Annotated in this window: 14 protein-coding genes; 4 read left to right on the top strand and 10 right to left on the bottom strand. The window is 59.2% G+C overall.

What is annotated here, in order from left to right; genetic code table 11:
• Together ACR0J4_RS08250 and cysE are read left to right on the top strand one after the other, a co-directional pair.
• The gene (locus tag ACR0J4_RS08250; RefSeq protein ID WP_170553133.1) at positions 1–297 is read left to right on the top strand and encodes a DUF7742 family protein; all 297 of its coding nucleotides are present in this window, start codon (positions 1–3) and stop codon (positions 295–297) included.
• Between the two features lie 131 nt (positions 298–428).
• Positions 429–1,238: a serine O-acetyltransferase gene (gene cysE / locus ACR0J4_RS08245; protein WP_170640764.1), complete on the top strand. Its 810-nt coding sequence runs from the start codon at positions 429–431 to the stop codon at positions 1,236–1,238.
• Positions 1,239–1,629: 391 nt separating this feature from the next.
• On the opposite strand, the gene ACR0J4_RS08240 is transcribed toward cysE, so the two are convergent.
• The 6 genes from ACR0J4_RS08240 to ACR0J4_RS08215 all read right to left on the bottom strand — a co-directional run bounded on the left by ACR0J4_RS08240 (position 1,630) and on the right by ACR0J4_RS08215 (position 7,350).
• Positions 1,630–2,931 (bottom strand): pyruvate dehydrogenase complex dihydrolipoamide acetyltransferase, encoded by a 1,302-nt coding sequence (locus ACR0J4_RS08240; RefSeq protein ID WP_170640759.1) that lies wholly within the window; start codon positions 2,929–2,931, stop codon positions 1,630–1,632.
• 1 nt (position 2,932) lies between these two features.
• Positions 2,933–3,193 carry a hypothetical protein gene (locus tag ACR0J4_RS08235; protein WP_170374009.1) on the bottom strand — a complete coding sequence of 87 codons (261 nt, stop codon included), beginning with the start codon at positions 3,191–3,193 and terminating at the stop codon, positions 2,933–2,935.
• Entirely contained in the window at positions 3,193–4,566 is a 1,374-nt protein-coding gene (locus ACR0J4_RS08230; RefSeq protein WP_170640758.1) for a pyruvate dehydrogenase complex E1 component subunit beta, read from the bottom strand. Before ACR0J4_RS08230 ends, ACR0J4_RS08235 begins: the two co-directional genes overlap by 1 nt.
• 15 nt (positions 4,567–4,581) lie before the next feature.
• Positions 4,582–5,571, bottom strand: coding sequence for a pyruvate dehydrogenase (acetyl-transferring) E1 component subunit alpha (gene pdhA, locus ACR0J4_RS08225; RefSeq protein WP_170640756.1), 990 nt, complete (start codon positions 5,569–5,571; stop codon positions 4,582–4,584).
• Positions 5,572–5,700: 129 nt separating this feature from the next.
• Positions 5,701–6,000 carry a septum formation initiator family protein gene (locus ACR0J4_RS08220; protein ID WP_170640755.1) on the bottom strand — a complete coding sequence of 100 codons (300 nt, stop codon included), beginning with the start codon at positions 5,998–6,000 and terminating at the stop codon, positions 5,701–5,703.
• 159 nt (positions 6,001–6,159) lie between these two features.
• Entirely contained in the window at positions 6,160–7,350 is a 1,191-nt protein-coding gene (locus tag ACR0J4_RS08215; protein WP_170640754.1) for a phosphoglycerate kinase, read from the bottom strand.
• Positions 7,351–7,482: 132 nt separating this feature from the next.
• Between ACR0J4_RS08215 and ACR0J4_RS08210 the strand changes: the two genes are divergently transcribed.
• Together ACR0J4_RS08210 and ACR0J4_RS08205 are read left to right on the top strand one after the other, a co-directional pair.
• Positions 7,483–7,989: a peptidylprolyl isomerase gene (locus ACR0J4_RS08210; protein ID WP_170374004.1), complete on the top strand. Its 507-nt coding sequence runs from the start codon at positions 7,483–7,485 to the stop codon at positions 7,987–7,989.
• Positions 7,982–8,536: a peptidylprolyl isomerase gene (locus ACR0J4_RS08205; RefSeq protein WP_170553153.1), complete on the top strand. Its 555-nt coding sequence runs from the start codon at positions 7,982–7,984 to the stop codon at positions 8,534–8,536. Before ACR0J4_RS08210 ends, ACR0J4_RS08205 begins: the two co-directional genes overlap by 8 nt.
• A gap of 57 nt (positions 8,537–8,593) precedes the next feature.
• Here the strand turns inward: ACR0J4_RS08205 and aqpZ are convergent, their stop codons facing one another.
• The 4 genes from aqpZ to ACR0J4_RS08185 form a co-directional block, all read right to left on the bottom strand.
• The gene (gene aqpZ, locus ACR0J4_RS08200) at positions 8,594–9,280 is read right to left on the bottom strand and encodes an aquaporin Z (RefSeq protein ID WP_170458789.1); all 687 of its coding nucleotides are present in this window, start codon (positions 9,278–9,280) and stop codon (positions 8,594–8,596) included.
• Between the two features lie 92 nt (positions 9,281–9,372).
• Positions 9,373–10,188: a M90 family metallopeptidase gene (locus tag ACR0J4_RS08195; protein ID WP_480668361.1), complete on the bottom strand. Its 816-nt coding sequence runs from the start codon at positions 10,186–10,188 to the stop codon at positions 9,373–9,375.
• A 125-nt stretch (positions 10,189–10,313) separates the two neighbouring features.
• Positions 10,314–10,814, bottom strand: a complete 501-nt coding sequence (locus ACR0J4_RS08190; protein ID WP_170374000.1) for a bactofilin family protein — start codon at positions 10,812–10,814, stop codon at positions 10,314–10,316.
• The gene (locus tag ACR0J4_RS08185) at positions 10,804–12,135 is read right to left on the bottom strand and encodes a DUF5930 domain-containing protein (RefSeq protein ID WP_170640752.1); all 1,332 of its coding nucleotides are present in this window, start codon (positions 12,133–12,135) and stop codon (positions 10,804–10,806) included. The genes ACR0J4_RS08190 and ACR0J4_RS08185 overlap by 11 nt, the downstream gene beginning before the upstream one ends.
• Between the last annotated feature and the right edge of the window lie 156 nt (positions 12,136–12,291).

The raw sequence follows: 12,291 nt of genomic DNA, 5'->3' as shown, positions 1-12,291 counted from the left end.
GTGCGCCCCGTCCTCCACGGAGATGTCAGCGCTGCGGCACGGGCCTTGTTGGCCGTGCCGCAGCGCAGCCGCCGAACACTCTGTATCAAGATGGTGGCAGAGGCGGAACTGGCCGACCGCCATGTCCAGCGCACTGGGCGACTGCATCCGGTTTACGGTAACGGATCCCTAATGACAGTGGCCCGCACGCGGGTGCTGGCGGATGAACCGAACTTTGATGATCCGCACTATTGCCAGTGTTTTGAGATGGTTTTGCGTCAGCTGATACGATTTCAGACCCTGCGAGCGCTGGGCTGACTGTCTTAATTGCCAAGAGGTGCAAGCCCCCTCTTGGAACACATTCATTTTGGTTAAGTTACAGATCACGGGTTTGCGTTTGGCGTTTTTACCACTAAATGGCATGCTAGGCGCAGCAAAGGATCAAAGCCATGTTTGAAAAGCGCAGCCACGTGACCCCCGTTGACCCGGTCTGGAACCGGATCACGACCGAGGCCCATACCGCCGTTGAACAAGAGCCGCTGATGGGCGGGCTGGTGCACGCTTGTATTCTGCATCACCGCAGCCTTGAGCGGGCATTGTCGTACCGAGTGGCGGCCAAGCTGTGTTCGAACGAGATGTCGATGATGGTCCTGCGTGAGATCGTGGACGAGGCCTACGCCGACGACCCAAGCTTGATTGAGGCCGCGCGCGCCGACCTGATGGCCGTCTATGAGCGCGATCCAGCTTGCCACCGTCTACTGCAGCCGATCCTTTATTTCAAAGGTTATCAGGCGATGCAGGCATATCGTGTGGCACACTGGTTATGGTGCAAAGGACGGCATGATTTGGCCTATTTCTTCCAGATGCGGTCGTCTGAGATTTTCGGCATCGACATTCACCCCGCCGCCAAGATTGGCAAAGGGATCATGATCGACCACGCCCATTCCATCGTGATCGGTGAGACTGCTGTGGTTGGTGACAATGTCTCGATGCTTCATTCTGTGACTTTGGGCGGAACCGGCAAGGAAGAAGAGCAGCGCCACCCAAAGATCGGTGATGGAGTTCTGATTGGTGCCGGGGCCAAGGTTCTTGGCAACATTGAGGTCGGCCACTGCAGCCGGATCGCCGCCGGATCGGTGGTGCTACAAGAGGTTCCCGCCTGCAAGACAGTTGCCGGCATCCCGGCCAAAATCGTTGGCGAGGCGGGGTGCGATCAGCCCTCAATCTCGATGGACCACATGCTGGGCAAGGACCAGTAAACCTCAGTTCGAGCGGTTGTTCTTTCGGTTCAACCGCTCTTGCCGTCTTTGCTCCCGCCGTTCCTTGCGCTCATCGATGCGTTGCTGTCGCTCAGCCTTTTGCTGGGCGATCACGGCGGGATCACTGGATTTGAACCTGGAGTTTTCGCCCGGATAGCTGTTGGGTTTTGCGGATGCCGTGTTAGCCGCAGTTGCGGACGCGGCAACTACAAGCAATATCTTAGTAAAATTAAAAAAGCGCATGGGCCACCTTTGGTTTTCAAAACCGTCTGGTTCAAAGGTGGGAGAGCGCAGTTGCGGAAGCAACCTTTGGGGCTATCACGCATGCTCACATCGTGGCCGTGATCGTGAGAGCACCCGCCGAGGTCGGACCCCGGCGGGTAGAGTTTTTTCAGGCCAGCATGACCATCGGATTTTCCAGGTTTTCGACGATGGCTTGCAGCAATTGTGCCCCAAGCGCGCCGTCGATGACCCGGTGATCCACCGACATCGTGACGGACATCACGGTAGCGACCGTCAGCTCTCCGTCTTCGCCTACAACCGGTTTCTTCAGGCCGGTGCCGACCGCAAGAATACCTGCATGCGGTGGGTTCACGATGGCGTCGAAATTGTCGATGCCGAACATGCCGAGGTTTGAAACCGCGAATGTGCCGCCCTGGTATTCATGCGGGGCCAGCTTGCGTTCGCGGGCGCGACCGGCGAGGTCCTTCATCTCGGTCGACAGGGCAGACAGAGACTTGGTGTCGGCATCCTGCAGGACCGGAGTGAACAGACCGCCTTCGATCGCAACCGCAACGGCCACATCAGACGGTTTCAACTGCAGCACGCGGTCGCCCGCCCAGACTGCGTTGCATTCGGGGACCTGCTGCAGCGCGTTGGCGACGGCTTTGATGATGAAGTCGTTGACGCTGAGCTTCACGCCACGGCCTTCCAGCTGCTTGTTCAACTGGCTGCGGAACTTAAGGAGCGCGTCCAGTTTAATATCGCGGCGCAGGTAGAAATGCGGGATGGTCTGCTTGGCTTCGGACAGGCGCGCGGCAATGGTCTTGCGCATGCCGTCGAGCTTGATTTCCTCGTAATCGCGAGTTTCGTACATCTTGGCGACGGCATCTGCCGATGGGCCAGCCGGTGCCGCCGCTGCGGGCGTGGCTGCTGCGGCAGGGGCCGGGGCTGCTGCTGGCGCTGCAGTTGCGCTTTCCACATCGGCTTTGACGATGCGACCATGTGGGCCGGAGCCGGTGATCTGTGCCAGATCAAGGCCCTTTTGCGCTGCGATGCGACGGGCCAGCGGTGAGGCGAAGATGCGACCACCATCGGCTTTGGCCGGTGCAGCCGGAGCGGGGGCGGGCGCCTCGGATGCCGCTGGCGCGGCGACCTCGTTGCCCGCGGCGGCTGCAGGTGCAGCCGCTGGGGCCGCCGCAGGTGCAGTACCAATATCATCGGCGCTTTCGCCATCTTCCAGCAGGACTGCGATGGCAGTGTTGACCTTGACCCCTTCGGATCCCTCCGGGATTAGAATCTTACCGATGGTGCCTTCGTCAACAGCCTCGAACTCCATCGTGGCTTTATCGGTTTCGATCTCGGCTAGCAGGTCGCCGGAGGAGACGGTGTCGCCCTCTTTGACCAGCCATTTGGCAAGGGTGCCTTCCTCCATGGTCGGAGACAGGGCGGGCATTAGGATTTCGGTGGGCATTTCAGCGCTCCTCAATCAGAGTAATTTGGTCAAAGGGCGCCTTGGGGCGCCCGGTGCCGCGTGCGAGCGTCGCAATCGCAGCCTCGATTTTTTCTTTGTTCTCCGCCATCCAGACATAGGCAGTCTGGTGCGAGGGGCGCGCGCCTATCAACCGCATATCCGCCGCCAGTCGCTCGGGCACAAGCGCCCGTACGATGCGGTTGTCGATGTCAATCTCGACACGGTAGCATTCGGTTGCTGGATCGCGGCCCCTGATCTCCATTACCGGTAGGTCACCTGTTTGACTGCAGCGATCACCTCATCCGTGGTGATAAGGGCCAGCTTTTCGAGGTTCGCGGCATAGGGCATCGGAACATCCTTGCCGGTGCAGTTGATGACCGGCGCGTCGAGATAGTCGAACGCCTCTTGCATCACGACCGAGCTGATGTAGCTGCCGACCGAGCCTTGGGGCCAGCCTTCTTCGACTGTCACGAGACGGTTGGTCTTCATCACCGAGTTGATGATCGCGCCAGTGTCCATCGGACGGATGGTGCGCAGGTCGATGACCTCGGCGCTGATGCCCTCTTCGGCAAGTTTGTCGGCGGCTTCTAGGGCATATTGCATGCCGATGCCGAAGCTGACGATGGTAACGTCCGAGCCTTCGCGCCAGATGCGGGCCTTGCCCAGAGGAATGGACAGGTCATCCACTTGCGGCACGTCGAATGTGCGTCCGTAGAGGATTTCGTTTTCCAAGAAGATCACCGGGTTGGGGTCGCGGATCGCCGATTTCAGCAGGCCTTTGGCATCAGCGGCCGAGTATGGCATCACGACTTTCAAACCAGGGATCTGCATGTACCATGCGGCGTAGTCCTGAGAGTGCTGCGCGGCCACGCGGGCGGCGGCACCGTTGGGGCCACGGAACACGATGGGGCAGCCCATCTGACCGCCGGACATATAGAGCGTTTTGGCGGCGGAGTTGATGATCTGGTCGATCGCCTGCATGGCGAAATTGAAGGTCATGAATTCGACGATGGGCTTCAGGCCACCGAAGGCTGAACCAACCGCGATACCTGCAAAGCCATGCTCGGTGATCGGGGTATCGATCACGCGTTTGGGGCCGAATTCGTCCAGCAGACCTTGGCTGATTTTATAGGCGCCCTGATATTCGGCGACTTCTTCGCCCATTAGATAGACATCTTCGTCGCCGCGCATTTCTTCGGCCATCGCGTCGCGAAGCGCTTCACGGACGGTCTCGGTTTTCATTTCCGCGTCGGCTGGCCAATCGGGCGACAGGTCCACAACCGGAGCGGCCGGGGCGGCAGCTGCAGGAGCGGGGGCCTCAACCGCCGCTGGGGCGGCCTCGGTCACCGCTGCGGCTGCGGGGGCAGCCGCGGGCAGGGCGGAGGCGTCTTCGCCTTCTTCCACAAGGATCGCGATGGGGGTGTTGACCTTGACCCCTTCGGTGCCCTCGCTGATCAGGATTTTGCCGACGATACCTTCGTCAACGGCCTCGAACTCCATCGTGGCCTTGTCGGTTTCGATCTCGGCCATGATGTCGCCGGAAGATACGGTGTCGCCTTCCTTGACCAGCCATTTGGCCAGCGTGCCCTCTTCCATTGTGGGCGAAAGGGCGGGCATGAGAATTTCGGTTGCCATGTCTTATTCGTCCTCTCAGGCGTAGATATCTGTCCAGAGCTCTTCGACGGAGGGCTCGGGGCTTTCTTTCGAGAATTCGGCGGCCTGGTTGACGACCTCTTTGATCTCTTTGTCGATCGCCTTCAGGTCATCCTCGGTCGCGTGTTTGCCGGTCAGCAGCAGCTCGCGCACATGTTCGATCGGGTCGCTTTGCTCGCGGACCTTCTGAACCTCTTCGCGGGTACGGTACTTGGCCGGGTCGGACATCGAGTGGCCACGGTAGCGGTAGGTTTTGACCTCGAGGATGTAAGGCCCTCTACCTGCGCGGCAGTGGGCGACGGCCTTTTCGCCGGCGGCTTTGACAGCCAGCACATCCATGCCGTTGACCATTTCGCCTGGGATACCGAAGGCCTGACCACGGTGATAGATATCCGCCGAAGAGGTCGAGCGCGCCTGGGCGGTGCCCATAGCGTATTGGTTGTTCTCGATCACGAAAACCACTGGCAGTTCCCAAAGGGCGGCCATGTTGAATGTCTCGTAGACCTGACCCTGGTTGGCCGCGCCGTCACCGAAATAGGTGAAGGTCACGCCACCGTTTTCCTTGTATTTATCAGCGAAGGCCAGACCCGCGCCCAGCGGGACCTGAGCGCCAACGATACCGTGGCCGCCGTAGAAATGCTTCTCTTTCGAGAACATATGCATCGAGCCGCCTTTGCCCTTAGACAGGCCGCCCTCACGCCCGGTCAGTTCGGCCATGACGCCGCCCGGATCCATGCCGCAGGCCAGCATGTGACCGTGGTCGCGATAGGATGTGATGCGTTTGTCGCCTTCTTTTGCTGCAGCCTCAAGGCCGACAACAACCGCTTCCTGTCCGATGTAGAGGTGGCAGAAACCACCAATCAGACCCATACCGTAGAGTTGCCCCGCCTTTTCTTCGAATCGACGGATCAACAGCATTTCGCGGTAGTAGGTTTTCAGCTCTTCCGCAGAAACGTTTGGTTTCTTTGTGGTTTTTCGCGCAGCCATTGTGGCGATCTCCCCCTTTCGGACAGATAGTTTAGCGTTAAACTATCTTTTAGAGCATTTCTTGCGATCTGGCGAGCGTAAATATGACGCAGCGTAGCTTTGCCCAATTCATGCAGGGGGAGAAGGGGGTTAGCGGATGACGATTTCATCCGCGCGGATCATGCCCAGTACGGATCGGGCCTGTTGATCCAGCAGGTCGAGATCAAGGTAATTGTCCGAGAGGCGACGGGTGAGGTTTTCCATCTCGGAAATCTCAGATTTGAGCGCCGCGAGGTCGCGTGACAGGGCGTCCCGTTCCGCCGAAATCTCGACCCGTCGGAACAGGCCATAGTCTCCCTGGACGGCGGCGAAGGTGAAATATACACCCAGCATAAAAGCCACCGAGAAGAAAAAAACTGCGCCCAAACCGGGCCGATGGGAACGGGACACTCTGTTGACCGCCGTATGAAGTCTGCCTCAATAGCGGGCCCTTTGTGGGCCTCTGATTGCACTATGTCACAGGTGATTCGGGATGTGAATCCCCTGATTCGCAAAAATTGCGCGGTTGAGTCAGATTGTCTCGCGGCCCGGATTTGAGCGCCGCGATGATCATTGCTCCAACGCTGCGACGCCGGGTAGGGTCTTGCCCTCCATCCATTCCAGGAAAGCTCCGCCTGCGGTCGAGATATACGAAAAGTCCTTGGCCGCGCCCGAAGCATTCAGGGCGGCAACGGTATCCCCTCCACCAGCAACCGAGATCAACTGACCGGCTCGTGTCAGCGCAGCGGCTTTCAGGGCGGCGGCGTTGGTGGCGGCGTCAAACGGCTCCAACTCGAACGCGCCGAGCGGGCCGTTCCAGATCAGGGTCTGGCTTTTGCCGAAGATCTCGGTAATGACGGCGACGCTTTCAGGGCCTGCGTCTAGGATCATGCTGTCTGCGGGGCATTGATCGGCGGGCAACACCTGATGCGGCGCGTTTGCTTCGAATTTCTCGGCGACCACCACATCAACGGGCAGCACGATGCTGCAGCCGGATGTTTCGGCCTTGGCCAGAATCTCTGCGGCAGTGTCTTTCATCGCGGTTTCGGCCAGCGATTTTCCGACATCAACGCCCTTGGCGACAAGGAACGTGTTCGCCATACCGCCGCCGATGACCAGATAGTCGACCTTGTCGATCAGGTTGCCCAGCAGCTCCAGCTTGGTGGATACTTTCGCACCGCCGACAACAGCAGTCACCGGACGCTTGGGCGCGCCCAGAGCGCCCTCCAGCGCTTCAAGCTCGGCCTGCATCAGGCGGCCGGCGCAGGCGGGTAGCAAACGGGCCAGCGCCTCGGTCGAGCTATGGGCGCGGTGCGCCGCCGAGAACGCGTCATTGCAGTAGATATCGCCCAGACGGGCCATGCCAGCGGCCAGATCGGGATCGTTCTTGGTTTCAGTCGCGTGAAAGCGGGTGTTTTCCAGCAGCAGAACCTCACCGGGCTGCAATGCGTCGGCGGCCAGTTCAGCCTCAGTGCCCACGCAATCGGCGGCGAACAGGACCTTCGCTCCGAAAGCAGACTCCAAGGTCGGGACAAGTTGGTTCAGCGACAGGCTTTCACGTCGCTCACCGCCGGGACGCCCGAAATGGGCCAGCAGGATGGGTTTGCCGCCATATACCAGGATGTGCTGCACCGTGGGAACAATACGTTGAATACGGGTGGCGTCAGTCACGACACCGTCAACGACCGGCACGTTGATATCCACACGCACCAGCACGCGTTTGCCGTTCAGGTCCATATCGTCCAGTGTTTTCCAGCCCATCGCGCAATCCTCGTGCTTTGATACCCTTTGGGCGGTTCTTTTCCTGCATTTTGCCCTCAGGTCAATGCGTCACTTGGCATTCAGGCGCTTGGCGCATAGGTATTTGCGCAAGACAAACGACAGGAGAGCCAGATGGCCGAGATCAAGGATCCCGAAAACACAATCATCATTGAGCTGAAAGACGGCAATGTCGTCATTGAGCTGCTGCCCGACGTGGCACCTCTGCACAGCGCCCGGATGAAGGAACTGGCCCGTGGGGGCGAGTATGACAACGTGGCCTTCCACCGTGTTATTGACGGCTTCATGGCCCAGACCGGCGACGTTCAGCACGGCGACATGGAAGACGGATTCAACATCCGCATGGCGGGCACAGGCGGGTCGTCTCTGCCGAACGTTCCGGCGGAATTCTCGAAACTGCCGCATGACCGTGGAACTCTGGGCGCTGCGCGCTCGCAGAACCCGGATTCGGCAAACTCGCAGTTTTTCATCAACTTCAAAGATAACCACTTCCTGAACGGTCAGTACACGGTCTATGGCCGCGTGATCGACGGGATGGAGCATGTAGACGCTATTGTACGGGGCGAGCCGCCTGCGAGCCCGGACCGCATGATCAGCGTCAAGGTAGCGGCAGATGCATAAGCTTGCCGCCGCTTTTGTCCTTTTGGCCAGCCCCGCGCTGGCCACTGGGCTGCAGATCGAGGTTGAGGGTGAGGCCAATGGCACTATCACCGTCGACCTATTTGAAGATGTCGCACCCAAGCACGTGGAACAGATCACCGCGCTCGCCAACGCAGGTAAGTATGACGGGGTCGTCTTCCACCGCGTGATCGAGGGGTTCATGGCCCAGACCGGAGACGTTCAGTTCGGCAACCAGACCAAGGACAGCTTCAATGCTGCCAACGCAGGTCGTGGTGGCTCGGACCGTCCTGATCTGCCGGCCGAGTTCTCGGATATCACCTTTGATCGCGGTGTGGTTGGCATGGCGCGGTCTCAGAACCCCAACAGCGCGAACTCGCAATTCTTCATCATGTTCGAGCCGGGACCGTTTCTGGACGGCCAATACACCGTTGTCGGTAAGGTCACGGACGGGATGGACGTGGTCGACGCGATCAAGCGCGGTGCGGGTCAGAACGGCGCTGTTGTCGGCCAGCCTGACGCGATGAAAAAGGTCACAGTGACCGAGTGACGAAAAACCCCGGCGCAAGTCATGCGCCGGGGTTTTCTTTTGGGCTAGGGACCTGGATCAGTCGTCGCCCATTGCTTTCCAGATCAACGCACCAATTGCACCCCCGATCAGAGGGGCGACCCAGAACAGCCACAGCTGTGCAAGGGCAGGGCCATCAGCAAACAGGGCCACGCCCGTGGACCGTGCCGGATTGACCGACGTGTTGGTGACAGGGATTGAGATCAGGTGGATCAAGGTCAACGCCAGGCCGATGGCAATCGGGGCAAAGCCCGCAGGCGCTCCGCTTGAGGTCGCGCCCAGAATGATGACGATGAAGAACGCAGTCAGTACGATCTCGATCACCAGCGCGGACATCATGGAATACCCTTCGGGTGACGCTTCGCCATATCCGTTTGAGGCGAACCCGCCCACGCCTTCAAAACCAGGCGCGCCACTAACGATCACATACAGCACCACCGCTGCCGCAATTGCACCCAGCACCTGAGCGACCCAATAAGGCAATAGGTCTTTGGCGGGAAAGCGCCCTCCGATCATCAGGCCGAGGCTCACCGCGGGGTTGAAATGCCCGCCCGAGATATGGCCCACGGTATAAGCCATTGTCAAAACGGTCAGGCCGAAGGCGAAGGATACACCAAGCCATCCTATGCCGACATCAGCGACCCCTGCCGCCAGAACTGCGCTGCCGCAGCCGCCCAGAACCAGCCAGAACGTGCCGAAGAATTCGGCCATGAGTTTTGATGACATGAATAGTCCTCCATTAATCAATGAGAACCAGAGTAATTCAAAAACTGTGATTTGTGAAACTTGCGTTTGGGGGAATTTTCACGGCCAGCGCGTCAGTTAGGCCTTTCGCCCCATGTCGCGGGATCGAGATTGAACAGCGCGGCAAGCTGTTTGTAGACCTCAGGCACTGCCTTTTGCAGGGCGTGAGGGCGCTCAAAAAACACCTCGACCGAGACGGCAAAAAACTCCTCATGGCCTTCGGCACCGTAGGGGTCGATGACGGTGCGATGCCCGGCCTCTACTGCTGCGACATGGTCGGAATAGGCCGTCAAGAAGACACGTTCCCACTCGGCATAGCTCTGTCCTTTTGCAAGAACCGGAACTCCGTTGGTGCCACCTGACAGGTCGTCGATCTGATGCGCAAACTCGTGGAACACCACGTTGTGCCCGTCATGGTCATTCATCGCGCCCTGTTTGCTATGCGCCCATGACAGGATCACCGGCCCACGGTCCCAGCTTTCGCCGGTTCGGATGATCTCTTTCTCAGTCACGACATAGCCGCTGCGCCTCTGCTGCCGAGACTTGAAGGCGTTGGGGTAGATCAGAACGGTCGTCAGATTGTCGTACCAGGTGTCGGTGTTCACCACGAGCAGGCAGGCTTGCGCCGCTATGGACAATTGCATCTCATCGGTGACTTCCAGCCCGTCGCAGCCATAAAAGCTCACTTGCTCGAGAAACAAGTTGATCTTGCCATCCAATTTCTCACGTAGGTCGGATGGGACGCGTTGGAGGATGGGGACTTGTGCTGCGATGATGCGCCGGTCGTCTTCGCTCAATGCCTCAGCCAGAAGCGCAGCGCGCGCTTTTTTCTTGGACCAGGACCAGTACAGAAACGCGCCTGCGACGGCTGCGACAAGAGCAAAAAACATCCACATGGGCAGAGTTTAGCCGTATCAGTTCAAGCTTGGAACTGGATTCAGAGGAACGCCTGGAGTTGAATCGAAAACGCCGCAGGATGGCCTGCGGCGTTTCAAAAATCCGGGTTGGATTTGCTTTACTGTTTGACTTCCGCAGCCGGGTTGGCACCCGGTTTGGCGCCGCGGCCAGGGTTAAGGGGGTCGTCCTGACGCTGAACCGAGCCTTCGAAATGCGCGCCGCTTTCGATAGCGATTGTCTTGTGGATGATGTCGCCTTCAACCCGTGCTGTCGACGTTAGGCGGACTTTCAGGCCACGCACGCGACCCACGATGCGGCCGTTGACCACGACGTCGTCTGCAGTGACTTCGCCTTTGATGGTCGCGGTTTCGCCGATGGTCAGCAGATGCGCGCGGATGTCGCCTTCGACCGTGCCTTCAACCTGAATGTCACCGGTTGTCTTGATGTTGCCGGTGATGTGCAGGTCCGAAGACAGGACCGATGCGGGTGGCTTCGGCTTAGGCGCCGTGCTGGCCTTGGGTTCGGAAGGTGCAGGGGCCGCCGGAGTCGCCGGAGCAGCAGGTTTTGCCGCCTCAGAATCCTTGGATGCGGGTTCGTTGATTTTGCTCTTAGAAAACATTTCTCGCAGCCTTGATGTAAGTCATTGGGTTTACAGGTTTTCCGTTCACGCGCACCTCATAGTGCAAATGCGTGCCGGTGGACCGTCCGGTGCTACCCATATCAGCAATATGATCCCCGCGCGAGACCCTTTGGCCGACCTTCACACGGATCTTGGTGTTATGAGCGTAAAGTGTCTCAATCCCGAAGGCGTGTTTGATCCTCACAAGTCGTCCAAAACCGGACTGCCAGCCGGCATGTGTGACCACGCCATCTGCGGTTGCAAAGATATCGGTGCCTTGGGGACCCGCGAAATCGACACCGTTATGCATCCGGCGTCCGCCCGTTTTGGGGTCGCGGCGAGAGCCGTAGCCGCTGGTAAACCGCACAGCGGAATGAACCGGGTTCGCAAAGGGAGCTTTTTCGGCCGCCAGACGATACAGGTTCAACTGATCCATTTGTTGTAGAAGCTGGTTTGCGCGCACCTCGTCGGCGGAGATGTCACTCTCCTCGCCGCGGGTGCTCAGGGATAAAGGGGTCAGCGGACCGCCCATACCGCTATATCCGCGCCGCACCTCTTCGATGATGCGGTCCGTGGGCATACCCGCCTGGCGGAACATCTTGTCCAGAGGCTCGACCGAGATCACCATCGCCTCTTCCAACTGGCGGAAAATCTCGTCACTGCGTTCCTGCATCAGCCGGATTTCCAGCTCCAGATCATCGCGCTGGTCCAGCGCATCACGCGCGTCGGCTGCGATCTGATCCCGTTCTTCCGCAGTGCGGGTCAAAGCGTCGGTCATGAATTCCATCTGCGCCGGGGCCGATGCGGCCACGACATAGGCGTCCGTTGTATCCGCATCCTGTTGCAGCTTCGCCAGTTCGCCACGGGCCTCTTCTCGTTGCTTCATCGTTGCGCGCAGCGTGGTCTGGATCACCTCAATCCCGGTCTCCAACTCGCGCCGACGGTTTTCCGAGGCCAAAAGCTCGGACTGCATCGCCGAGACTTGCGCCAGTGCAGCGTTGAACCGGTCCTGCGCGGCCAAGGCTTCCTGCGCGCGGGCGTCACGCTCGGCGGACAGGATGTTGAGACGTTCTTGATAGGTGGCCTGATCGCGTTTGGCTTGCTCGCGGAAGTTGCCAGATCCGATGCTGTCCATCAGCAGAATCGCAGTGGCGACGGCGGTCCAGCCAACCATGACTGCAACACCGGCCACCGCAGCGATCTGCGTTTCTGAGCTGAGTCGGATGTACCGTGTGTCTTTGTCAGATTTCAGAAAAACCCGGCGTTCCGGGAAGTGCCGTTCGAGCAGCGAGTGAAATCTAATTGCCAGACGTGTTCTCACGCGTCTTACCTCTCATCCCCAAGATCGGGACCGGTCGTGGTGCAATAGCCGTCCCTTGGACGGGATGCTTAATAGGGTCTCAGCATTCGGGCAAGTTTGTTGACCAATTTGTCTTCGAAGCTGCAGATTTCCCCCTACGGATCGGCGAAAACCTGC

It is taken from the genome of Ruegeria sp. B10, assembly GCF_056539825.1.
Note: the sequence above shows the minus strand (reverse complement) of the source record. Positions and strands in the feature narration are given on the sequence as shown.